Genomic DNA, 24,317 nt, shown 5'->3' with positions numbered 1-24,317 from the left:
ACAGGCTGCAACATTGCCGCGCCGTCTGACGCATATTTTCCGTGCATTGCTCCAGTTGTCCAGACGGTTTGTCACCAACCCAAAGGATACGCCATGACAGCCCAAAACAGCACCAGAGCATTCTGGAACAGCAGAGCCGAATCCTTTCCCCGTTATGAAGCCGGGGCCGACACCTACGAGGCCCGCATGCTCCAGCTGGCGCGCGATAATGGCTTGGATTTTCTGGACAAAACTGTTCTGGATGTGGGCTGCGGCAGCGGCATGTACACCATCCGGCTTGCGCAGGAGGCCACATCTGTCACGGCAGTTGATATATCTGACGAAATGCTCCGTATCCTTATGCAGGATGCCGCCGCGCAGGGCCTTGCCAACATCCGCCCCGTGCTTTCCGACTGGGAGCACTTTGCCCTTGAGGAACGCTTTCAGATTGTTTTCGCTTCCATGACCCCGGCCCTGAGCGATGACGCCGCCCGCGAAAAATTGCAGCACTATGCTCTGGAGCAGGTGGTCTTTATGGGCTTTACCGAACGCAAAACCTCGGATGTCATGGCCGGGCTGTACACGCACTACGGTATCACGCCGCCGCAATTTGCCGATGCCCCCGACATGCGCGCATGGCTTGAAGGCCGCCGCATTCAGTACACCGCGCTGCCTGTTGACGGCCAGTGGGTTGTGCCGCACACCCGCGATAAGCTGCTGGGAGCCTGCGCAGCCAACCTGCGCGCCCGTGGCGCTGAGCCGGACATGCCCCACCTGACCGCGCATCTTGAGGGATTTCGCAACCAGAACGGGGAATATGTGGAACGCACGGAATATTCCCTTGAAATGCTTATCTGGCGTACATCCTGACCACGGCGCTCATCCGCCGGATACTTCAAGAACTTCTGGCTGAGCGTAAAACTACCATCCCCACCGCCGAACCACTGCCTGCATTTCTGCCGCATATGCCGCGCATAAGCCGTGCGCCCGATCTTGCCCGCTGTATCTCTTACGCGGGTTGGCGTGTTCACGCTTTGCAGTTTTTACACTACCGTTCCTATTTTGATACAATTTTGAATCAAACTCTCCCGGCACCGCCATACATATCTTTGCGGCACGCAGGGCTGAGCATGCTTGAAGAATAAGCCCTTTTGCCTCCCCCACTGGCTGAACCGCCCGAGCAGATGCATTCTTGCCTGAACCGCCACCATCCTCCCCCACACTGCTCTCAATTCGCCCCTTTTTTTGTGATTAATCCCTACCCCCGCCCCATTTACCTGATGGGCCGGGCTTTCGCATTCATGGGCAGTCAGTGCTGACCTGCCTGCTTTCCTCTGCCGCGTCCATCACAGAGCGCCCCAAATGCAGCCCAGTCTGCCCCCGCATATTCACGCTTGGTGATTTCTCTGCAACACGTTCCCAATTTCAAACAAATTTGTATCGCCGATTCACGACCAAAATTTTTCTTCAAATAAAAACCTATTATTAAAGAAACTTACAGAGAACAGAGTTTTTTCTGCACCGTGGGCCATCTTAACAATTTTGTATTGATTGTGCATGCAGATCATAAAATTAAGTAATAATATTGGATAGTTAATCTAACGGCACGGTTTCTGCAGAAAGAGGGACAAGCGCAACGAGCGCGGGAACATCAAACCCAGAGGGAATCTCATGCGTCAGGTAGCTATTTACGGCAAGGGCGGCATCGGCAAGTCCACCACCACACAGAACCTTAACGCCGGTCTTGGCGAAATGGGCAAGAACATCATGATCGTGGGTTGCGACCCCAAGGCCGACTCCACGCGCCTTATCCTGGGCGGCCTTGCCCAGCAGAGCGTGCTCGATACCCTGCGCGAAGAGGGTGAAGACATCGAGCTGGATCTGGTGCTCAAAAATGGCTTCAAGGGCATCCGCTGCGTGGAATCCGGCGGCCCCGAACCGGGCGTTGGCTGTGCCGGGCGCGGCATCATCACCTCCATTGGTCTGCTGGAACGCCTTGGCGCCTACACCGAAGACCTCGACTACGTGTTCTATGACGTTTTGGGCGACGTTGTGTGCGGCGGTTTCGCCATGCCCATCCGTGAAGGCAAGGCCCAGGAAATCTACATTGTGGCTTCGGGCGAAATGATGGCCCTCTACGCCGCCAACAACATCTGCAAGGGTATCAAGAAGTACGCCAACACCGGCGGCGTGCGCCTTGGCGGCATCATCTGCAACAGCCGCAAGGTTGATGGCGAAGCCGAGCTTGTCTCTGCCGTTGCCAAGGAAATCGGCACCCAGATGATCCACTTCGTGCCGCGCGACAACATGGTGCAGCGCGCCGAAATCAACAAGCAGACCGTTATCGAATTCGACCCCACCTGCGGACAGGCCGACGAATACCGCTCCCTGGCCCAGAAGATCGATGGCAACGACATGTTTGTCATTCCCAAGCCCCTCTCCCAGGAACGGCTCGAAGAGCTGCTCATGGAACACGGCTTGATGGACGCCTAATCACCCAGCACGAAACGGAGAACAGCTATGCAGATGATTCGCACGATTATCCGGCCCGAAAAAACCACCGAGGTTCTCTCCGAGCTGCTGGCAGCGGGTTTTCCCGCCGTTACCAAGCTTGATGTGGTGGGGCGCGGCAAGCAGAAAGGCATCATGGTGGGCGATATCCAGTATGATGAAATTCCCAAGCAGATGCTCATGCTTGTGGTCAGCGACGAAGACAAGGACGATGCCATCCGCGTTATCCTGCGCGTGGCAAAAACGGGCGATGGTCACTTTGGCGATGGCAGAATCTTTGTTTCAAGCGTCAGCGAGGCCTGGACCATCAGCAGCGGCAAGTCCGGCCTGTAGGAGGCTCCCATGCAGGAAATAGTTGCAATGGTTCGAGCCAACATGGTGGCGGCGACAAAGAACGCCCTGTCCAAGGCCGGATGCCCCTCATTCTCATGCACCAAGTGCCTGGGACGCGGCAAAAAAGGCATGGATCCCGCCACCCTGCGCATGGTTATGGAAAGCGGCGAGCTGCCGCGCACTCCGGCGGGCGAATCCCTGACCGAAGTGGGCAGGCTGATCCCTAAGCGGTTGTTCAATATCTGCGTTCCCGATGAAAAGGTCGAAGCTGTGGTCAAGGCCATTATGGAGGCCAACAGCACCGGCCACCCCGGCGATGGAAAGATCTTTGTGATGCCGGTGGAAGAATCCTATGTGGTTCGCACGGGCGAGCGCGCTGACGCATAAGGAAGGTATGTATGAGTATTGACGCCAACGCAGTAGTGCTTGAGCGCTACAACGCCAAGGTCTTCAAGAACCGCAAGGAGCACATGCTCAAGGTCAATCCTGCGGAAGACCAGATTATTATCGCCAACACGCGTGCCATTCCCGGCATCATGACCAACCGGGGCTGCTGTTACGCTGGCTGCAAGGGCGTTGTGCTCGGTCCCATCAAGGACATGGTTACGATCACTCACGGCCCTGTGGGCTGCGGCTTCTACAGCTGGGGCACGCGCCGCAACAAGGCCAAGGCAGAAGGGGACGCCCCCAACTACATCCAGTACTGCTTTACCACGGACATGCAGGAACCGGACATCGTCTTTGGCGGCACCAAAAAGCTCAAGAAGGCCATTGATGAAATCATGGAGCTTATGCACCCCAAGACCATCATGATCGCCGCCACCTGCCCTGTGGGCCTGATCGGCGACGACATCCAGGCCGTGGCCGCAGAAGCTGAAAAGGAATACGGCATCCGCTGCGTAGCATACAGCTGCGAAGGTTATAAGGGCGTAAGCCAATCGGCGGGCCACCACATCGCCAACAACGGCCTTATGAAGCGCGTTATTGGTACTGGCGATTATGAACCCGCCACCAAGTATTCGGTCAACATCCTTGGCGAATACAACATCGGCGGCGACGGATGGGAGCAGGAACGCATCCTTAAAAAGATCGGTTACGAAGTGGTTTCGGTGTTCACCGGCGATGGTGAAGTGGAACGCATCGCCAGCTCGCACAAGGCCAACCTGAACCTCGTGCAGTGCCACCGCTCCATCAACTACATCGCCGAAATGATGAAGACCAAGTACGGCGTGGACTGGCTCAAGGTCAACTTTATCGGTCTGGAAGGAACAGTTCAGAGCCTGCGCGACATGGCAGCCTACTTTGGCGACCCCGAGCTTGCGCAGCGCACCGAACAAGTCATCGCCGAAGAACTGGCCGAGGTGCAGGATCAGATGGCGGCCTACAAGGCCCGCCTCAACGGCAAGACCGCAGCCCTTTTTGTGGGCGGCAGCCGTTCGCACCACTATCAGGGTCTGTTGCAGGACCTGGGCATCAAGACCGTGCTTGCCGGGTACGAATTCGGCCACCGCGACGACTACGAAGGCCGGGAAATCATCCCCAACATCAAGGACGACGCGGACAGCAAGAACATCGAACACATCACGGTGGAAAAGGACGAAAAGAAGTATCACGCCTACCTTACCCAGGAACAGTACGACAAGCTGGCCGCCGAGATCCCGCTTGAAAAGTACCACGGCATGATACGCGACATGGACGAGGGCACCTACGTGGTTGACGACCTCAACATGTACGAAGCTGAAAAATTTATGGAAATCCTCAAGCCCGACATGTTCTTCTCCGGCATCAAGGACAAGTACGCGCTGCAAAAGGCCGGGACCCTCTCGCGCCAGCTGCACAGCTACGATTACAGCGGGCCTTACGCGGGTTTCAAGGGCGCAACGCAGTTCGGTTACGACCTCTGCATGGGTTACTTCACCCCCGCGTGGCACATGGTAACCCCGCCCTGGAAGAACCGCGCCACCCTGCAAGGAACTGTGGGAGAATAGTATGCTTGACCTCACCCCAAAGACACATGTGAACAGATCGGGCGTTCTTATCAACCCGTGCAAGACCTGTCAGCCTGTTGGCGCATTGTTTGCCGCCCTGGGCGTGCGTAATTGCATGCCGTACAGCCACGGATCGCAGGGTTGCGCTTCTTACCACCGCACCTACCTTACGCGTCACTTTAAGGAACCCGCCATTGCCGTCACCAGCTCCTTTACCGAAGGCGCGTGCGTGTTCGGCGGCGGCCCCAACATCCGCCAGGGCGTCAAGACGGCCTTTGAAGTCTACAATCCGGACATCATTGCCGTGCATACCACCTGTCTTTCTGAAACCATCGGCGATGACCTCAAGACCTACATCGACGACATGGAAATTCCGGACGACAAGATCGTGGTGCACTGCAACACGCCGAGCTATGTTGGCTCGCACGTGACGGGTTTTGGCAACATGATGGCAGGGTTCATCAAATACCTTGCCGCCAAGGGCAAGACCACGGAAACCGTGGCGGTGTTCCCCGGTTTCGTGAACCCCGGCGACATCCGCGAGTACAAGCACCTTGTGAACCTGATGAAGCTCAAGTCCATCATGTTCCCCGATTGCAGCAACGTCATGGATGCGCCCATGACCGGCGAATACAAGATGTATCCCGATGGCGGCACCACGGTTGAAGAAATCCGCGACCTCGGCTCGTGCCGCAAGGTTCTGGCTCTTGGCCGCCTGACCAGCGAGGAACCCGCAGCCCAGCTCAAGCGCAAGTGCGGCGTGGATTACGACCTGCTGCCCCTGCCCATCGGCCTGGCGGATACCGATGCCTTTGTCATGGCCATGGCAAACCTCAACGGCGGCGAAGTTGACCCGCTCATCGATGAAGAACGCGGCCGCCTGCTCGACCTCATGCTGGACGCAAACCCGTACTTCTACGGCAAAAAGGTTGCCGTGTACGGCGACCCCGACACAGTGCTTGGCATGACCCGCTTCTGCCTCGAACTGGGCATGATCCCCAAGTACGTGCTCACCGGTACGCCCGGCGAAACCTTCGTCAAACTGTCCAAGGCCATGTTCAAGGAATACGGCAAGGAAGAAGAGTGTCAGGCCTTTGCCGCCAAGGACCTCTTTGACCTGCACCAGTTCATCAAGGAAGAACCCGTTGATCTCTTGCTCGGCAACTCTCACGGCAAGCAGATCGCCAAGGCCGAGGGCATTCCCCTGGTTCGCGCCGGTTTCCCGGTGCTTGACCGCTACGGACACGCCTCGCTGCCCATGGTCGGCTACCGTGGCGCGTTCCAGCTCGCCACCAGGATAGCAGATACGCTCATGGAAGAGTTTGACCGCAATTGCGCCGACGAAGACATGGATCTGATTATGTAAGACGGCTCAAAGCCGCAATAGGGCCGGGGGGGGGCACCCCCCCGCCCTTGCAAGGGGGTTCCCATGGCTATGGAAATACTTGAAGAACGCCGTACGTCCATCAAGGAAAAGGGAAACAAGGGCGGGGGCTGCTGTAGCGGCGACGGCCTGCGTTGCGATACGGCCAGCGTGGCCGGTTCCGTGAGCCAGCGGGCCTGCGTGTACTGCGGTGCGCGCGTGGTGTTAAACCCCATTACTGACGCCTTTCATATCGTGCACGGCCCCATCGGCTGCGCCAGCTACACCTGGGACATTCGCGGCAGCCTCACCAGCGGGTCGGAACTGTTCCGCAACAGTTTTTCCACTGACTTGCAGGAAAAGGACATCGTCTTTGGCGGCGCGGAAAAGCTCACCCGCGCCATTGACGAGGCCATAGCCAACTATTCGCCCAAGCTCATCTTTGTGTACGCCACCTGCATCGTGGGCGTTATCGGCGACGATGTGGAAGCCGTGTGCCGCAATGCGGAAAAAAAGCACGGCATCCGGGTGATCGCGGTCAAGGCTCCGGGCTTTTCGGGCACCAAGTCCACGGGCTACCGCATGGCCTGCAACGCCCTTGTGCAGCTTATGGAGCCGCATAAGGAACAGCCAAAGATCAAGGGCGTCAACATTCTTGGCGACTACAACCTTGCAGGCGAAATGTGGATCATCCGCAACTACCTGCGCGAGATGGGCATTCCCATTGTCGCCACGCTCACGGGCGATGCCGCGTACGAAACGCTCATCAAGGCCCCGGCTGCCCAGCTCAATATCGTGCAGTGCGCTGGCTCCATGATGTATCTGGCCCACCGCATGGAAGACGAAATGGGCGTCCCATGGATGCGCGCCAGCTTCTTTGGGGTGGAAGACACATCCACCGCCCTGCGGCAGGTGGCCGAGCGCCTCAATGACGACTACGCAAAGCGCAAGGCTGAAGCCCTTATCTCTGAACGCGGCACAAAGGCGGAAGCTTTTCTTGAACAGTACAAGCCGCACTTTGTGGGCAAAAAGGCCGCCATCTTTGTGGGCGGCGGCTTCAAGGCCATATCGCTCATCCGTCAGTTTAACGAAATGGGCATTGAAACCGTAGTGGTCGGCACCCAGACCGGCAAGCCTGAAGATTATGAAATCATTTCAAGCCTCGTTAACCCCGGCACCGTCATTCTGGACGATGCCAACCCCGCAGAGCTTGAAACCTTCATGAAGCAGAAAGGCGCGGATATTCTGGTTGGCGGCGTCAAGGAACGCCCCCTCGCCTACAAGCTCGGCATTGCCTTTTGCGACCACAACCACGAGCGCAAGCACGCTCTGGGCGGTTTTGAAGGCGTGGAAAACTTCACCCGCGAGGTGAACCTTTCCATCAACAGCCCTGTGTGGCAGTTCACGCGCAGCTCTGCCTCATTTGCCGAGGCAACGCAGGCGCAGGCCAGTCTGGTGCGTGAAGCACTGGCAGCAAGAGCAGCACATTTCTAGCACAGCGTAATCGGCTTGCACGCAGTTTGCCCGCCGCTGCGGCCCAAAGGCCGCCTGGAACAAAGGAGAAGACAATGAGCGCCAATCTTGTCAACCTGAATACAAATCCCTGCAAGATGTGCATGCCCATGGGTTCGGTAAGCGCCTTTTACGGCATCAGCAAGAGCATGAGCATTCTGCACGGTTCGCAGGGGTGCAGCACCTATATTCGGCGGCACATGGCAACCCATTACAATGAGCCGGTGGATATCGCCTCCTCTTCGCTTACGGAAGAAGGCACGGTCTTCGGCGGCACCAAGAATCTGCTCAAGGGGCTTGAAAACCTCATCAAGCTCTACAATCCCGAGGTGATCGGCGTTTCCACCACCTGCCTTGCCGAAACCATCGGCGAGGACGTGCCCGCCATCATCAAGCAGTTCAAGGACGAACACCCGGAAGTGACGGCCACCATCATTCCCGTGGCCTCGCCGGGCTACAGCGGCTCTCAGTACGAAGGATTTTTCCGCGCATTGCACGCCATTGTGCGCCACGTGCCCATGAGCGCCGCGCCCAATAACGTGGTCAACATCATCACCGGGCACCTCTCTGCGGCGGATACCAGAGCCCTCAAGCTGCTGCTCGACGCCAGCGGCCTCGAATACGTGCTGCTGCCCGACCTTTCGCAGAATCTTGATGGCGGGCATGAAGACGACTATAACAGGCTGCCCCAGTATGGCACCACGCTTGCCCGCATCGGCCTCATGGCTGGCGCGCGCATGACTCTTGAACTTGCGCCCTTCTGCCCCGAGGGTTATTCCCCCGGCGCGTACCTGCGCGATACTTACGGCGTGCCGCTGCTGCGCATGAACCTACCCGTGGGCCTGCGTGATACCGACGCCTTTGTAGCCACGCTTGAAGCCCTTGGCGGAACCATCCCCGCCACTGTACGTGAAGAGCGCGCCCGCTACCTTGACGCCATGATCGATGCGCACAAGTATAACGCCCAGAGCCGCGTTGCCGTATTTGGCGAGCCGGACATGGTGCTGGCCCTTGTGCGCGCCTCGTGCGAAAATGGGGCTGTCCCCGTGGTGGCCGCCACCGGCAGCCGCTGCGCCGCCTTTGAAAAAATGCTTGCGCCCGACATGGCTCAGGCTACGGAAACCCAGTTCAGCGGCGATTACGACATTCTGAATTTTGCAGACTTTGCCGCCATTGAAAACGCCATGCTGGCGCGCAAGGCCAACCTCATGCTGGGTAATTCCGATGGCCGCCGCATTGAGGAGCGCCACCACGTTCCGCTGCTGCGCTACGGCTTTCCCATCCACGACAGGGTCGGCGGCCAGCGCACACGCATGCTCTTCTATGATGGCTCGCTCAGCCTCATGGAAGCCACGGCAAACGCCATGTTGCAGTTCACCGAGGGCAGCTTCCGCGAGGAGCTTCTCAACAAATACTTCAAGGATGAAGCCGTCATGGAAGCTGATGCCTCCCGCATAGAAGTTGCGGCCCCGGTCATAGAGCCTCTTGTGCCTGTAACAGCCCCTTCAGCCGTCCATGCCGCTGGCAGCGCCGCCTCCGTCAATGCCGAGCGCACCAAGTCCCACCCATGTTTTTCCTGTGGGGCCTGTGCCACCTCGGCGCGCCTGCACCTGCCCATCGCGCCCAAGTGCAACCTGAGCTGCAACTACTGCCTGCGCAAGTACGACTGCGTTAACGAAAGCCGCCCCGGCGTCACCACCGCCGTACTCACGCCCGCACAGGCTTTTGACCACTTTATGAAGGTTAAGCGCGACATGCCCAACCTTACGGTTGTGGGCATCGCCGGCCCCGGCGACACGCTGGCCAATCCCGAGGAAACCTTCCGCACGCTGGAGATGATCCGCAAGGAAGACCCCAATATCACCTTCTGCATGTCCACCAACGGTCTGGCCCTGCCGGAATACGTGGAAGACATGAAGCGCGTGGGCGTGAGCCACGCCACCGTGACCATCAACGCCGTTGACCCCGCCATTGGCGCGCAGATTTACAAGTTCGCCATGTACAGGGGCAAGCGCTACACGGGCGAAACCGCAGCCGCCCTCCTGCTGGCAAACCAGATGGCGGGCCTGCGCGCCCTCTCCCAGGCTGGCATAGTGAGCAAGGTCAACACGGTACTGCTCAAGGGCATCAACGACGGGCACATCCCGCAGGTAGTGGAAACCGCGCGCGAGCTGGGCGCTGTGATGACCAACATCATGCAGCTCATCCCGGTCAAGGGCAGCGTTTTTGAAAACATGCCCCTTGTGAGCAACAAGGAGCTCATGGACATGCGCCGCAGCTGCGAGCCCACGCTCAAGCAGATGTACCATTGCAAGCAGTGCCGCGCCGATGCCGTGGGCCTGCTGGGCGACGACAAGTCCATTGAGTACCGCCCGCCCGTGGCCGAAAAGGCCCCCGCTGCGGAAGAAACCAAGCCCGCCGTGGCCCGCAAGATACGCATCGCCGTGGCTTCCAAGACAGGCATGACCGTTGATCAGCACTTTGGTCAGGCCGAACAGTTCTACATCTACGAAAGCGATGGCGACGCCGCCAGCTACGTGGAAACTCGCAGCGTCTCCAAATACTGCAACGGCATGGACGACTGCGGCGAAAAGGCCGGGCGCATGGCTGGCATTCTGGCCGCCGTGGACGACTGCAAGGGCGTGCTGGCCCTGCGCATAGGCGAAAGCCCGCTGAAAAAGCTTGAGACCAAGGGAATACGCGTGTTCACCCTCTATGAAAATGTGGACAAGGCCGTGAATGACGCCGCCAGGGCGCTCTGCGGATAATTCCGGCCCAATCCTACGGCCTGACCGGAGGCAAACCGGTCAGGCCGGGGCACACGCCATCTTTGCCAAGAGGTTATTTCCATGCCGCAACTGGTGGACAGAACGCTCTGCCTGCTCTACCGGGTGCTGCCAGCCGCGCACTCGCAAGAGGAAAGGCAGACCGCAGACGCATTTGCGCTCTGGGCCGGGGAATGGATCGACCTCATGCACCACATGGGCTTTGTGGTCGAAATTCCCCCAGACCTGCAATTTGCAGCAGCCAGCACCAAGGCCCGCCGCACGGGCAAACGCCCGAACCTTAACGGGCCGTGGTCGCGCCTGAGCGGTTGCTGTGACGCTCTCTATACCTTTGAAACGGAACTCTGGCCGCGCTTTGCCGCCATCAAGGATACAGTGGAGTTCTGCCCGGGCGACCACGCGGGCTGCGCCACGGCACTTGCCGTGCTGTGGCTGCTCAAGGGCGGCCTCCGGGTGGCGGGCTGCATTGGCGGCTCTGCCCTGCACGGCCCCGATGCCGGGCCTGCCCTGGAAGAAGTGGCCCTGAGCCTGTACGCCCAGGGTCTGGAGACAGGCCTGACGCATCTGGACAAACTGCCTGAAGCAACAGCTCTGCTCAGGGAGGCAGGCCAGGAAGTTTCCCACCACAAGGCCGTGCTGGGCGCGGATATCTTTGCTGTAGAATCCGGCATCCATGTGGACGGCATTGTCAAAAAGCCCTTTCTGTACGAGCCATATGCCCCAGCCACTGTGGGGCTTGAACGCCAGATTGTGGTAGGCAAGCACTCAGGGCGTGTTTCGTTGCGCATCAAGGCCCGCCAGCTTGGTTTGAGCTTGCCGCGCACGGCGGAAGAACATATGCTGGAACTGGTTCAGCAGCATGCCGAGCGCCAGCAATGCAGCCTGACCGATGCCCAGTTTCTCGACCTGTGTCACACATGCCATCCCCCCGAATCCTTGTCTTCTGCCCGAACGGACTGTTGCGGTCTTTCGGGCGCAACGGTTTCTGTGGAGGTGGGCCATGCCTGAGATCATTATTGTCGACACCACACTGCGCGACGGCGAGCAGGCTCCCGGTTTTGCATTTCCCCCTGCCCTGAAAATCCGCCTTGCCGCCATGATGGACGAAGCTGGCGTGGACCAGATCGAGGCGGGCGTCCCCGCCATGGGTGAAAACGAAAAGGCCACCATCCGCTCCATCCGCGAGGCCTGTTCCAATGCCCGCGTTTCCACCTGGAACCGCCTGCGCGAAAGCGATGTGCGCCACTCCTTTGACTGCTCCCCGCATATCATTCATCTGTGCTGCCCGGTTTCTGACCGGCAGATCAAGGACAAGCTCAAAACCACCCGCGCCGAGGTAATGGCCTCCCTTGCCAAGTGCGCGGCACTCGCCGCAAGCCGTGGCGCGGAAGTGACAGTTGGCTTTGAAGATGCCTCCCACGCCTCGCCCGACCAGTTGCGCGAAGCGGCAAAGGCGGCGCGTCAGTGCGGCGTGGTGCGGGTGCGGCTCAGCGATACCGTGGGCTGTTACACGCCAGACAAGGTCTGGCGGGCCGTGCGCATGCTGCGCGAGACAGGCGTGGATGTGGAAATCCACGCGCACAACGACTTTGGCATGGCTGTTGCCAATTCACTCATGGCTGTGAACGCCGGGGCGCGCTACGTCAATACAACGTTGTGGGGCATTGGCGAGCGGGCTGGCAACTGTGGGCTTGCCACCTTTACGGCGGCGGCTGCGCGGCTTGGCAATACATCCTGCGCGGTGGACGCGCGCAAGGCACTTGAACTGGAACGCCTTGCGGCCACGCTTTTGCCGCAAAAATCCATGAACGGCTGGGGCAAGCATTTGGGGTACAGCTACGGCACACGTCCTTTTGGCTTGTAGAGACACACGAGCCTTTTGCGCCAGTATACTCACGGACACCTTCCCCAAGCATATGGAGATCGCCATGAAATGCGACTGCATTGCAGTATTGGAAAATACAGATAATTCAATCACCTCAATGGAAAACTGCACCCACCTTTCCGTCTGGCAGCGCGACTGGAGCACGGGTAAGGGCTGGCATGCCTGTGATCCCGTGCCCTTTTCTCTTGAAGGCTGCGGCACCCTGCCCCAGATGCGCGATCGGCTGCGCCAACTGGCCCTTCTGCTGCCCGCAGGGGCGGCCATAGCCGGGGCCAGTATTTCCGGTCTTGCCTACAACGAACTCAGCCGCATGGGCTTTTGCCTGTGCGAGCTGGACGCATTCTCGCCCGATATTCTGGATGCCCTGGCCAGCGAGATTCTGGCTTCCGCCCAAGGGGAGGTGCAGGTTCCCACCGCGCCCACGCCCACAGATACGCCCGGCGTATACAGCATCAATCTTATGGAAGTGCAGGCCGCGCACCCGGAAATTACATCAAAAAAAGCCCTGCGTCCCTTTTTTGCGTCCACGCCCTTTGTGGAACTGGAAATCATCTGCGGGCACATGCCCCCCTGGCTTGAGGAGCACATGCGCCAGCAGCGCCTGACATGCGCCCTCACCCGGCAGGATGACGGAACCGTCCGCGCCCGTATTTCGCATGCGCTTTGCGGTGAAACTGCGTCCAATGGACGTTAGGAGTCTATGTTATGGGTACCGCCCTGCAACTTGAAACTGTGGCCACGCCCTACGGCACCATCACAAACGTGCATGTACTCTCCCGCTGGCCCGGCGGCGCGCCGCAGGATTGCCGCCTGCTGGCAGAAGATACCGTACCCACGCCCCACGGTTGGCTCAGGCCCCACTATGACCCGGAAGACGTACGCCGCAGCGGCGTCAAGAGCTTCAGCCTCTACCCCAACGGCATGTGGCGTAGTCTGGAACTGCAAGATCAAACAAGCATAAGCACCCCCCTTGGCGACATGCCCGCCGAATGGCTGGCATGGCACGGAAACGGGGCGCTCAAGCGTATTTTGCTGCGCAAAGGCAAGCTCAGCGGCTACTGGACAGAACAGGACGAGCGCAAACTGGCAAGCCAGATATCCCTTTCTCTACACGGGCAGGAAGTGAGCGCAAAAGTTCAGGGCCTGCGTTTCTACCCTTCAGGCGTGCTGGAAAGCGTCACCTTCTGGCCCGGCGAAACAATCCTGCTTGCCACCCCGCTTGGCCCCATGCCCGTGAGGTACGGCTGCGCCTTTTATGAGAGCGGCGCGCTGCGGAGCTGCGAACCGGCGCGGCCTGTGCATGTGCCGACCTCCACTGGGCAGATTGCTGCTTACGACCCCGCAGCCTCGGCCATCTGCGGCGACGTCAATTCCCTGTGCTTTGGTGAAGATGGCACGGTTTCCGGCCTTGTCACCGCCGCCTGCTCCCTGCGCTGGCAGCAAGGCGCGGAGCAGAAATGCATGTCGCCGCGCCTGGAAAAAGATCAGCTCACCATGCTGCGCACCGTGGTTGTTCCCTTGCGGGTGGAATTTCTGCCCAATGGGCTGGTGCGCATGGACGATGGCAAGCAGATCATGCAGGCCCCGGCGCAGGGCATAACTGTCGGGCCTTTTGTGGCTCTGCCCGACATGCGCGAGAGCAGCTGAGGTTTTGCGCAACAGCAGCAATCCTGTTATAATTACAATCAGTTGGGCGGGTCTCCTGCTGCCGCAAACATTGTTGCGGCAGTGCGTCTTGCGCTGTATATGGTCACAGTGCTAGATTGCCGCAGGAGGCCGCATGGAAGTTCCTTTGCTCTATGAAATCGTCATTATTTTTCTTCTTTCAATTTTCGTCACCATCGTCTGTAACAAAATAAAACTGCCCGCCACCGTGGGCTTTCTGCTTACAGGCGTTTTGTGCGGCCCGTCCCTGCTGGGTATCGTCAAAGACATGCAGGCCATTGACCATATTGCTGAACTCGGCGTTGCCATGCTGCTGTTCACAATAGGCATGGAACTTTCCGGCGAGGCCCTCAATCGGCTGAAACGGCCCGTTTTTCTGGGCGGCAGCCTGCAAATCGGCCTGACGGTTCTTGCTGTGGCAGGTATTGCCATGCTGCTGCGCGATGCCACCTACCAGAAAGGCCTTTTCTGGGGCTGTCTGGTGGCGCTTTCGTCCTCGGCCATCGTGCTGCGCATTTTGCAGGAGCGCGGGGCCACCAACACGCCCACGGGCCGCCTTTCCCTCGCCATCCTTGTTTTTCAGGACATTATGGTAGCGCCCATGCTGCTGGCGGTGCCACTGCTTGCGGGCACGCTCGAGCTTTCGCTCCAGGGCGCGGTGTTCTCCACCCTGCGTGTGGTGGCGGTGCTGGGCGGCGTGCTGCTGTTTGCCCGCTTTGGCCTCAACAGGCTTATGGAAGCCGTGGTGCGCACCCGCACGAGGGAAATACTGCTGCTCTCCACCCTTGGCCTGTGCCTCGGCATGGCCATGCTGACCAATCATCTGGGCCTTTCGCTCTCGCTCGGAGCTTTTTTGGCCGGTTTGATGCTCGCCCGCTCGGAATACAGCATGAGCGTTATTTCGGGTATTTTGCCCTACCGCGACGTTTTCATGAGCCTGTTTTTCATCTCGGTAGGCATGATGCTGAATCTGGAGTTTTTTTTACAGCACTTTGTCGCCATTATTGTTCTGACAGTGCTGTTCATCGTCATAAAATCCCTGCTCACCCTGCCTTCGGTGCTGGTGCAGGGCTATCCCCTGCGCGCTGCCATTGTTACGTCCCTTTCCCTGGCGCAGGTGGGCGAATTTGCCTTTGTTCTGGCGGCATCTGGTCTGGCTGCCGGGCTGTTCGACATGAACGCCTACCAGACATTCCTTGATGTCAGCGTGCTCACCATGATGCTGACCCCCGGCCTTATGGCTGTGGCCCCGCTTCTCGCCGACAAGGTTGCAGGCAAACGCAACGAACGGATGCTCGCCAAAGCCGAAGATCACGAAGGCGCCTGCGCCATGGAAGACCACCTGATCATTGTGGGCTTTGGCATCAGCGGCAAACACCTGGCCCATGTGGCCCGTGAATCCGGCGTATGTTATACCATCCTTGAAATGAACCCCGAAACCGTTACCCGCTACCGGCACAAGGAACCCATTTCGCACGGCGACGCTTCGCAGCCAATCGTTCTGGAGCATCTGGGCGTCACCAAGGCGCGTGTGCTCGCCATCGTCATTTCGGACCCGGCTGCTGTGCGCTCCATTGTTATTGAAGCCCGGCGGTTCAACCCCAACCTCCACATCATTGCGCGCACCCGCTTTGTGAGCGAGGTGGCCCCCCTGCGCGCGCTTGGCGCGGACGAAGTGATCGCGGAAGAATTTGAAACCTCCATTGAGGTTTTCAGCCGCGTGCTGACGCGCTATCTGGTTCCCCGTCAGGACATAGATTCCTTTGCCGCGCGTATCCGGCAGGAGAATTACCGCATGATCCGCCGCATGAGCGCATCGGTAAACTCGCTTGATTCCATGGTCAGCCGCCTGCCGGAAATGGGCGTTCAGGCCATGCGCCTTGCCGCCGCCTCGCCCCTTTGCGGCATCAGCCTTGCCCAAAGCCAGATGCGCCGCAAATACGGCGTAACGGTTATTGCCATTCTGCGTGACGGCGCAACCCAGGCATCGCCGGAACCCAACGACCAGTTCCAGGCCGATGACGTGGTGTACCTGTTTGGCAAAACAGATAAACTTCTGGCAATAGCCCCTCTCTTTTCCGGCCCATTGCGCGAATCCGGCAAGGAAACCAGCCCTCCGCCCAAGGCTGCCTAGCGCATTTCGCAATTGCTGCGACAAAGGAGGCGGGGCTTGCCCTGCCTCCTTTTAATTGCCAAACTCAGCAAGGTATTAGCGCTACTTGGGTAAAAGATTCTGCCAAACCGGGGCTGGGAACTTGCGCATTTTGCCATTGCCGTCTATTAAAACTGATTACAGATATACTAACGGGAGCAACCCAAAGGGCTGCCCGCTGATAATCCGCCCTCTTGCGGTATGGATGTACTATGCTTGACGACAGACTGATGCGCGCCATGTTTGGCGAATCACGCAGCATTGCCATTATCGGCGCCAAGGACAAAGCCGGACAGGCCGTGGACAGGGTCGGGCGCTATCTGCTGGAGCAGGGATACACGATTTTTCCTGTCCATCCCGTGCGCAAAACCGTTTGGGGGCTGCCTGCGGCAACCTGTCTTGCGGAACTGCCCGGGCCGGTGGATATCGTCAATCTGTTTCGCGCGCCGGAATACTGCCCCGCCCACGCGCAGGAAGTACTGGATCTGCCCTGGAAACCAAAAGTTTTCTGGATGCAGCTTGGCATACGCTCGATTGAGGCACGTCAGCTGTTAGCCCGTACAGGCATGACAGTGGTTGAAGATTCCTGCATCATGGTGGAACACGAGCGCCTCATGCGCCCCTCGCTCACTTTTTAAGGCCAAGGATTATAGCCCATGTCTGCCGCTCACGGAGAATCTGTTTTCAACTGCCGCATGTGCGGCCACTGCTGCGAAGGAAGAGGCGGCATTGTCGTTAGCCCCACAGACCTGATCCGGCTGGCAGCGCACATGCAGCAAGCGCCGGAAGCAGTGGCGGAGAACTATTGCGAGCGCATTGGCGGCAAGCTCAAAATTCGCTGCGGCGAAGACGGCTACTGCGTGTTTTTTCGCCAGGGCAGCGGCTGCGGCGTGCATGAGGGCAATCCTTCAATCTGCCGCGCATGGCCCTTTTTTCGCGGCAATATCGAAGACCCGGCCAGCCTTGCCATGGCCAAGGAATTCTGCCCCGGCATCGAAACTGGCGCGCTGCATGCGGATTTTGCGCGCGAAGGCCGCGACTATCTGCGCGAAAACGGCCTGCTTGCTTCCGATGCCACCTGTGAAGCCAATGCGCTTATCCTGAAGTAATCATGCGACGCCGCCCCCGCCAGATATCGTTGAAAGAATGCTACGACATTCTCAAGCTTAAAAAGGACGCCGATACGGCTGACCTCAAGCGGGCCTACCGGCGTCGCGCTTTTGAGCTGCACCCCGATCTCAACCCCGGCAACCCCGATGCCAGCCGGGAATTTCAGCTGCTCAACGAGGCCTATGTGGCCCTTTCCGCCATACTCAAACATGAGGACGGCGTACGGGCTTCAACCGAGGCCAGCAGGGCTGCGCAGGCAGAGAGCAAGGCGCGGGCCGCAAAGGAAGAACCCACTGACGACATGGCTGAGCAGAAGACCCAGGCTGAAAATGCCTCTCAGGGTAGTACCGGGCAGCAGGCGGACTCTGACGCACAAGAAGCCAGCTCTGGCGCGGCTGACGCTGCTGCCGGGGCGCAGGCCTCAGCCGAGGCCGGGAAGGCTCAAAAAGATCAGGAGCAAGAGCGGCAAGAAAGCAAAACCGCAGGCCCAAAAAACGCGCAGAACGGCTATTCAGAACATGACGTGCTGCGCGACCTGCTCACAGATCCCTTTGCCCGCCGCGTTTTTGAAGATATTTACAGCGAACTGAACCGTCAGCATCAGGAAGAAGCGCCCCCCCAGCAGGAAGCGCCTTACCAAAAAGAGGCGCCCTCTTTTGGCCAACCCAAGGAAAAACCGGCGGCGGAAAAGCGCAATGTAAAACTGCACAAGAGCAATCTGGCCTGGGGTACGCCCAAGTGGAACAAAGACTACAGCAAGGGCGTTACCGGCATGGTCAAGGGCTGGCTGCGCCGTCAGATTGATGAAGAACAAACCCTTGCACTGCCCTCGGCCAACCTTGCGCCCGGCAAACGCATTCGCCTGCAAATACGTCAGGCCCTTTCAGGCGAGCTGAAAACGGTCGAAGTCACCCTGCCGCCGGATTTTGCCGTGGGCAAACCCATTCGGTTGCGCGGGCTGGGCAAACGCGTGGGGCCGTGGCAAGGCGACTTGTACCTGATTATCACCAACGAATGATCGAGCGTTTTAATGCGCACCGCAAACGAAAAGAGACCCCGTGGGGTCTCTTTTCGTTTATACTAGTCTGCTCACCGCAAGAGCATTTTGCGCGTTCTGCCGAAGCCTGCGGCTATTCGGTTTCCACATGAAAGCCAAAGTCGCCATCTTCCTCGCCGTCAACCACGTAGCGCAGGCGCTCATGAATGCTGTTGTCCTCGTTAAAGGTCAGCACAACGGGTTTGCGGCTGTACAGATCCTGCGGGCCGTTCACATATTCGTAAGCACTGATGATGACTTCATCCCCACGCTGGCAGGCACGGGCCGCCGCACCATTGAGTATGCAGCAGCGCGACCCTGGCTCGCCGTAGATAACGTAGGTGGAAATGCGCTGTCCGTTGCTCTTGTTCCAGATATACACAAATTCCAGCGGGTAGATGCCCGCCTCGCGGCACTGCTCCGGGTCAAGCGTCACCGAACCGTGGTAGTTCAGTTCGCACCCGGTAACACGAATGCAATGCAGTTTTGCCCGCAGTATTTGCAGCATGACAAACTCTCTTGCGCGGTTGGACGCGCCTAAAAAAAGGTCGCACAAGCGACCATGAATGATGCCGAATCCGGCAGTTGCCCGCCCCGCAGGGGTTGCCAACACAGGGCAACCCCTCGCGCCGTCCGGTAGCGGCAAACGCATGAGCACGGTCTACAACAACTATGAAGCGCACCGCAAGCCTCACCGGGCGCGGCCCCGCCTTGGTCGCTATGCTCCGGGCCGCAAAAGCGGTGTGAACCTAAGCAGACGGTGCAAAAAAATCAATAGGCCTTGATGTACTCGTCCATATTTTCCGCAGAACAGTTGCGGCTGACCCAAAAAGCAGAGGCCCATACCATCAGGGCTGTGGCCTGCGTGTCGTCCAGGCTTTTGATCTTGGCCTCAAGGCTGGATTTGCTGGCCCCATGCCGCAGATGTACGCCGTTGATGTCGCAGGCATCCGTAACGCGCAGCAAAAGATACGAAAGCCGCGTATGGTCGGGCATGAGCTTCATATCCTTGTGGGCTTCCACAATGGTTTTCAGCTCCGCAGCACTAAAGATATGCTTGATGCCCGTGATTGCCCGAAAAAACGTGTCCACCGCCCAGGGAAGGATAAACTCCGCCCCCGCGCTCTTTGTGCGGAAATAGTCTTTGAGCCAGCGTTCCTGATCGTCGTTAATACGTGCTGCGACCTGCGGCATGATGCCCCCGATGTTGCGTGCGGCCTGGCGCAAGTTCGCCAAGCATCGTGTTACGCTATGTTTTCTTTTTGCGCTACACTACCTGCCCGTGAATTTCAAGATAAAATCTAGACTTTTTTCCAGAAACATTGTCTGGGCTTACCGCAGATCAGGCCGCGCTTATGGCAAATAGGCCAGATGCATGCTCCCTTGCCCCGCCCTGCTTGCCGCGCGCTGCCCTTGAATGTATCCATAACACACAGACAGAATAAAGGAGCTTACATGCAGGATGCCAGACAGGCTGCGCCTTCACAATTACAATCTACCACAGCACCCAAGAAGGACGCAATGCAGCAAAGCGCCGTGCGCGCAGCCCTGATCCGCATGCACGCAGCCACTGTTCTGTTTGGTATTTCTGGCATTTTTGGCAAATTGTGCCAGTGTTCCGCCATTGATCTTGTCTGGGGCAGGGCCGTGGTAGCAGTGGCCGCTCTTGGCTGCATCTGCCTTATCCGGCGTGATCCGCCATGGCATGGAATTACGGCACGCGACCTGACAGGCCTTGCCGTAAGCGGCATTTTGCTGACCCTCCATTTTGTTACATTTTTTATGGGCATAAAACTGGGCGGCATTGCGGTGGGCACGCTCGGTTTTGCGTGCTTTCCCGCTTTTACAGCCCTGTTTGAAGCCATAGCCTACCGCGAACGCCCAAGCGCCAGGGAATTGCAGTGCATTGGCATGGTGAGCATTGGGCTTGTGTGTCTGACGCCCTCGTTTTCGCTGGCTGATACTGCAACACACGGCCTGCTGTGGGGCATTGTTTCCGCTGCGGTTTACGGCCTGGTGGCCATAGCAAACAGGCACTTTGCCGGGGGAATGTCTGGCATGCAGACCTGCTGGTGGCAAAATACGGTAATAATCATCTGCCTTCTGCCCTTTGCAGCAGCGGATGTGCCGCACATCGCCGCGCTGGACTGGCTGTGGATTATCTGCCTGGGCCTGTTGTGCACCGCCCTCGCCTACAGCCTTTACGTAAGCAGCCTCACCGCCCTCAAGGCCCGGCAGGCAGCTGTTATCATCACGCTTGAGCCAGTCTACGCCATAATTGCGGCGTGGTTGCTCTTTAACGATGCTCCCGGTTTGGGAATTTTTGCAGGCGGCGTTCTCATTCTTGGCGCTGTATTCAGGCTCAGCAGGCGATGATATAAGCGATATCTTCGCTGCAATCAAAATTTTAAATTTAAATAATCACATGAATACATACTTTAATACTGCATGTTACATAAAATATTATTACAAATGATATAAAGTTTATATTGGATTTGACGATTTTTTAAACTAGTAAAAGTGATAATATTCTAGAGAGATGTGAAGTGTTAACGGAATGCTAATTTTTTTAGCACACGTTACCACCACATTATAATCACAATAGCATCACGAGTTCACGGGAGGTTACCATGCTGCGCCTGTCATTCAAGAGCGTGAATACTGTTATAGCTGCACTGATAAGTGTCATTCTGCTTATCGGCGTTTCCATTTTTGTTGTTTACGTTGGCAAATCTTCATACCACATTGTCAACAATACATCTGTTGGCGGCATGAAGATCATCAACAATGGTCTCATTGCCAACATCAACGACTTGATTGATGCAAACATGAGCATGATCAAGGTTCCGGCGCAGAGCGGTCAGGCTAGAAAAGCCATCGAGGGCGACAGCGCCGAGATGGACGCCCTGATCAAAGCCCTCATAAAAGAATACAAGGGCATCAATTCCATCTTTGTTCTAAATGCGCAGGGCGTTGCTGTTTCCGGAGCATCCTCCAATGGAGAAAATTTTATTGGCAATAACTACAGTGAAAGGGGCTATTTTAAAACTGCCATGCAGGGAAAGGATGCCATTGACCCCAACATCGTTATTGCAAAAACCACAAAAAAAGAAATATTTGCCATTGCTACCCCGGTTTTTAGCGGCACAGGTAAGCCCATTGGTGCAGTATGCGTGACCATAAACTGGCTTGATTATATTAAAAGCCATGTTTTTAACATAAAAGTTGCAGACCATGGTTATGCATTTATTATTGACGCCAACGGTCGCGTTATCGCTCACCCCAATGCTGAAACTCACATGAGCGATGTCAGCAAGCTGGAATTTGTAACCAAGGCGCTCAAAATCAAGAACGGCTCTTTTGATTACGAATTTCAGGGTGAGGAGAAGGTAATTGTTTTTCAAACCATTGAAAGAACAGGCTGGCTTGTCTGCACCTCCGCCTTTACAGACGATCTTGCAAAAGATGCTGTTGAACAACGCAACATTCTGATTGCCGTTGCCATTGGTATTTTTGTTGTATTGCTTGGCAGCATTGTATTTATGGTTCGCCGGGTCATCACCTCCCCGCTAAAGAACATCATGGATTACAGCGCGCAGATCGCGCACGGCGACTTCAAGGCCGCGCTCACGGGCAATTTCAGATTTGAACTTGCGGAACTGGCGGGCAATTTTCAAGACACCACAGCAGTGCTGAAGAACCGTCTGGGCTTTGCTGACGGCGTATTGCAGGGCATCACCTTCCCCACCCTCGTTGCAGATACTGACGTGCATATTACCTATGTAAATGACGCCATGATTAAACTTGTAGGGAAAACCGGTCAACTTAAAGATTACGTTGGCATGTCTGCCGCAGAATTTTTCTACGGGGATGCCAACAAACGCACCATCTGTCATAAATGTCTGAGCGAGGGAGTGAACGCACATGGCATTGAAGCTGCAATGACCTTTGCAGACGGCCAGCACAAAAACCTGCGCATTGATGCCTCGCTGATCCGCGATCTGGACGACAACATTGTGGGTGCCATGACGCTTGTGTTTGACCTGACGGAAATCAAAAAGCAGCAGGCCACCATCGAGCAACAGCGTGATGCCGTTGCCCAGGTGGCGCAGAACGCCAATGCCATCGCTGACAGGCTTTCCACAGCGACCGAAGAGCTTTCCACCCAGGTGGAACAGGCCAGCCGTGGCGCGGATCAGCAGACGCAGCGCGTTTCTGAAACTGCCACCGCCATGGAGCAGATGAATGCCTCGGTGCTTGAAGTTGCGCGCAATGCGGGCGGCGCGTCCGACACCACCATTAATGCCAAGCGCAAGGCGGAACACGGCGCAGAAGTGGTCAATAAGGTGGTGCAGGGCATCAACCAGTTGCACACGCAGGCTATGGGCCTTAAGACCGGTATGGCCTCGCTGGGCGATCAGGCCCAGAGTATCGGCCAGATCATGACCGTGATTTCAGACATTGCAGATCAGACCAACCTGCTGGCCCTTAACGCAGCTATTGAGGCGGCGCGCGCGGGCGAAGCCGGGCGCGGATTTGCAGTTGTGGCCGACGAGGTGCGCAAACTGGCGGAAAAGACCATGCAGGCAACCCGCGAGGTTGGTTCCGCCATTCAGGGCATCCAGAATGGCACCACGCAGAACATTGATCAGGTCAACCAGACTGTAGATACCATCGAGCAGACTACCGAACTTGCCGGAACCTCCGGCGAGGCGCTCTCAGAAATTGTGGTGCTGGTGGATCAGGCTGCGGATCAGGCGCATTCCATCGCCGCAGCCGCAGAAGAACAGTCGGCCACCAGCGACGAGATCAACCGCGCCGTGGAACAGATCAATACCATCAGCTCTGAGACGGCCTCCGCCATGTCGCAATCTGCCAACGCAGTGACGGAACTGGCAAAGCAGGCGCAGGAACTCAAAAAGCTCATTGCGCAGATGGTTTCCTAAAAACGCACAAAGGGGGCAGCGCGCAAGCCTGCCCTCCCCTGCAACAAACTCAAAGCCCCTGAATGGTCTACCATTCAGGGGCGTTATCGTGCTCTGGCCCATAAAACAGATCAGGCCCGCCTTCGTTCAATGCAGCACCTAACGTGCTGCCACTGGACGAAAACGGGCCTTTTTAAACCACCTGGCTTTGGTCTGTACAAAAAACATTCAAGACAGAAATTTCGTCCAGACAAAACAACCAGTGATGTGTACTAAATATCCTTGATCACATCCTGCATGCTGTAGAGCTTGCCGGGCTTCTGCCCTGCCATCCAGCCGGCGGCGCGGATAGCGCCACGCGCGAAATTCTCGCGCGAGTGGGCCTGATGGGTCACTTCAATGCGCTCCCCAGGTCCCATAAAGTACACGGTATGCACGCCCACCACATCGCCGCCGCGTATGGCCTGAATGCCGATCTGCTCCTTGGGGCGAGCGCCGATGATGCCGTCACGGGCGGAGCAGCGCACATCGTTGAGCTTCCAGTCGCGGGCCTCGGCAAGGCATTCACCAAGGGTCAGGGCCGTGCCGCTGGGGCTGTCCTTTTTGCGGTTGTGGTGCAGTTCCACCATTTCAATATCATAATCTTCGCCAAGGGCCTTGGTGAGCTGGGGCAGGATGTTGAGCAGAACGTTCACCCCGATGCTCATGTTCGAGGCCCAGAAAATCGGGGCCTTGGCGGCAAGGACGCGCAGCTCATCCTTTTCTTCATCGGTAAAACCCGTGGTGCCGATCACAAGGGCATTGCCGGTCTGCGCCACGGCCTTGGCCGATTGCAGGCTCACCGCAGGCGCGGTGAAATCAATGACCACTGCCCCCGGGAGCTTGGGCAAGAGGGCCGCCAAGCTGTCGGAAACAGGGCAGGCAGCGCCCGCAAGAGCGGCTATGCGCTCCGGGCTGTCCACCAGCCCCGCAAGGGTGAACTGCGGGTCGGCTTCCACAAGCCCGCTGATGGTTTTGCCCATGCGCCCGCTGGCCCCGACCACAATAATAGAAGTGCTCATAGCTTCTCCGT

The 24,317-nt window shown here is 57.6% G+C and carries 21 protein-coding genes; 18 read left to right on the top strand and 3 right to left on the bottom strand.

The genetic code is table 11. The annotated features are described in order from the left end of the window. Window positions 1–93: 93 nt before the first annotated feature. From ACUZ79_RS08495 to ACUZ79_RS08420, 16 genes are all read left to right on the top strand, one after another. Entirely contained in the window at window positions 94–849 is a 756-nt protein-coding gene (locus tag ACUZ79_RS08495) for a class I SAM-dependent methyltransferase (RefSeq protein ID WP_449251318.1), read from the top strand. 801 nt (window positions 850–1,650) lie between these two features. After that, window positions 1,651–2,472 carry a nitrogenase iron protein gene (nifH, locus tag ACUZ79_RS08490; protein ID WP_240824534.1) on the top strand — a complete coding sequence of 274 codons (822 nt, stop codon included), beginning with the start codon at window positions 1,651–1,653 and terminating at the stop codon, window positions 2,470–2,472. Between the two features lie 27 nt (window positions 2,473–2,499). Continuing rightward, window positions 2,500–2,823, top strand: coding sequence for a P-II family nitrogen regulator (locus ACUZ79_RS08485; RefSeq protein ID WP_240824535.1), 324 nt, complete (start codon window positions 2,500–2,502; stop codon window positions 2,821–2,823). Window positions 2,824–2,832: 9 nt separating this feature from the next. After that, on the top strand, window positions 2,833–3,210 hold the full coding sequence (locus ACUZ79_RS08480) for a P-II family nitrogen regulator (RefSeq protein WP_449251317.1): 378 nt from the start codon (window positions 2,833–2,835) through the stop codon (window positions 3,208–3,210). An 11-nt stretch (window positions 3,211–3,221) separates the two neighbouring features. Next, window positions 3,222–4,811 carry a nitrogenase molybdenum-iron protein alpha chain gene (nifD, locus tag ACUZ79_RS08475; protein WP_240824537.1) on the top strand — a complete coding sequence of 530 codons (1,590 nt, stop codon included), beginning with the start codon at window positions 3,222–3,224 and terminating at the stop codon, window positions 4,809–4,811. A 1-nt stretch (window position 4,812) separates the two neighbouring features. Further along, window positions 4,813–6,177 (top strand): nitrogenase component 1, encoded by a 1,365-nt coding sequence (locus ACUZ79_RS08470; RefSeq protein WP_449251316.1) that lies wholly within the window; start codon window positions 4,813–4,815, stop codon window positions 6,175–6,177. 63 nt (window positions 6,178–6,240) lie between these two features. Then, entirely contained in the window at window positions 6,241–7,668 is a 1,428-nt protein-coding gene (gene nifE / locus ACUZ79_RS08465; protein ID WP_240824539.1) for a nitrogenase iron-molybdenum cofactor biosynthesis protein NifE, read from the top strand. Window positions 7,669–7,742: 74 nt separating this feature from the next. Then, window positions 7,743–10,454 (top strand): nitrogenase cofactor biosynthesis protein NifB, encoded by a 2,712-nt coding sequence (nifB, locus tag ACUZ79_RS08460; RefSeq protein ID WP_449251315.1) that lies wholly within the window; start codon window positions 7,743–7,745, stop codon window positions 10,452–10,454. Between the two features lie 81 nt (window positions 10,455–10,535). Next, entirely contained in the window at window positions 10,536–11,480 is a 945-nt protein-coding gene (locus tag ACUZ79_RS08455) for a homocitrate synthase/isopropylmalate synthase family protein (RefSeq protein WP_449251314.1), read from the top strand. Continuing rightward, window positions 11,473–12,336: a hypothetical protein gene (locus ACUZ79_RS08450; protein ID WP_240824542.1), complete on the top strand. Its 864-nt coding sequence runs from the start codon at window positions 11,473–11,475 to the stop codon at window positions 12,334–12,336. Before ACUZ79_RS08455 ends, ACUZ79_RS08450 begins: the two co-directional genes overlap by 8 nt. A gap of 64 nt (window positions 12,337–12,400) precedes the next feature. After that, window positions 12,401–13,051, top strand: coding sequence for a Fe-only nitrogenase accessory AnfO family protein (locus ACUZ79_RS08445; RefSeq protein WP_449251313.1), 651 nt, complete (start codon window positions 12,401–12,403; stop codon window positions 13,049–13,051). 11 nt (window positions 13,052–13,062) lie between these two features. Then, entirely contained in the window at window positions 13,063–14,004 is a 942-nt protein-coding gene (locus tag ACUZ79_RS08440) for a hypothetical protein (protein ID WP_449251312.1), read from the top strand. A gap of 133 nt (window positions 14,005–14,137) precedes the next feature. Further along, window positions 14,138–16,156: a cation:proton antiporter domain-containing protein gene (locus ACUZ79_RS08435; protein ID WP_449251311.1), complete on the top strand. Its 2,019-nt coding sequence runs from the start codon at window positions 14,138–14,140 to the stop codon at window positions 16,154–16,156. 230 nt (window positions 16,157–16,386) lie between these two features. After that, window positions 16,387–16,812 (top strand): CoA-binding protein, encoded by a 426-nt coding sequence (locus ACUZ79_RS08430; protein WP_449251310.1) that lies wholly within the window; start codon window positions 16,387–16,389, stop codon window positions 16,810–16,812. An 18-nt stretch (window positions 16,813–16,830) separates the two neighbouring features. Beyond that, the gene (locus ACUZ79_RS08425; protein WP_449251309.1) at window positions 16,831–17,283 is read left to right on the top strand and encodes a YkgJ family cysteine cluster protein; all 453 of its coding nucleotides are present in this window, start codon (window positions 16,831–16,833) and stop codon (window positions 17,281–17,283) included. 2 nt (window positions 17,284–17,285) lie between these two features. Further along, window positions 17,286–18,302, top strand: a complete 1,017-nt coding sequence (locus ACUZ79_RS08420; RefSeq protein WP_449251308.1) for a J domain-containing protein — start codon at window positions 17,286–17,288, stop codon at window positions 18,300–18,302. Window positions 18,303–18,414: 112 nt separating this feature from the next. On the opposite strand, the gene panD is transcribed toward ACUZ79_RS08420, so the two are convergent. Together panD and ACUZ79_RS08410 are read right to left on the bottom strand one after the other, a co-directional pair. Continuing rightward, window positions 18,415–18,828 (bottom strand): aspartate 1-decarboxylase, encoded by a 414-nt coding sequence (panD, locus tag ACUZ79_RS08415; protein ID WP_022659245.1) that lies wholly within the window; start codon window positions 18,826–18,828, stop codon window positions 18,415–18,417. 263 nt (window positions 18,829–19,091) lie between these two features. Continuing rightward, a complete protein-coding gene (locus ACUZ79_RS08410; protein ID WP_027180902.1) occupies window positions 19,092–19,514 on the bottom strand; it encodes a hypothetical protein in 423 nt (140 codons plus the stop codon). Window positions 19,515–19,775: 261 nt separating this feature from the next. On the opposite strand from ACUZ79_RS08410, the gene ACUZ79_RS08405 reads away from it, so the two are divergent. Continuing rightward, window positions 19,776–20,696 (top strand): DMT family transporter, encoded by a 921-nt coding sequence (locus ACUZ79_RS08405; protein ID WP_449251307.1) that lies wholly within the window; start codon window positions 19,776–19,778, stop codon window positions 20,694–20,696. A 254-nt stretch (window positions 20,697–20,950) separates the two neighbouring features. Further along, a complete protein-coding gene (locus tag ACUZ79_RS08400) occupies window positions 20,951–23,266 on the top strand; it encodes a methyl-accepting chemotaxis protein (protein ID WP_449251306.1) in 2,316 nt (771 codons plus the stop codon). A gap of 251 nt (window positions 23,267–23,517) precedes the next feature. On the opposite strand, the gene dapB is transcribed toward ACUZ79_RS08400, so the two are convergent. Continuing rightward, window positions 23,518–24,306, bottom strand: a complete 789-nt coding sequence (dapB, locus tag ACUZ79_RS08395; protein WP_449251305.1) for a 4-hydroxy-tetrahydrodipicolinate reductase — start codon at window positions 24,304–24,306, stop codon at window positions 23,518–23,520. Between the last annotated feature and the right edge of the window lie 11 nt (window positions 24,307–24,317).

This window comes from Desulfovibrio faecalis (genome assembly GCF_053570625.1).
The sequence above is the reverse complement of the archived record's forward strand: the minus strand, read 5'-3'. Positions and strand labels throughout refer to the sequence as shown.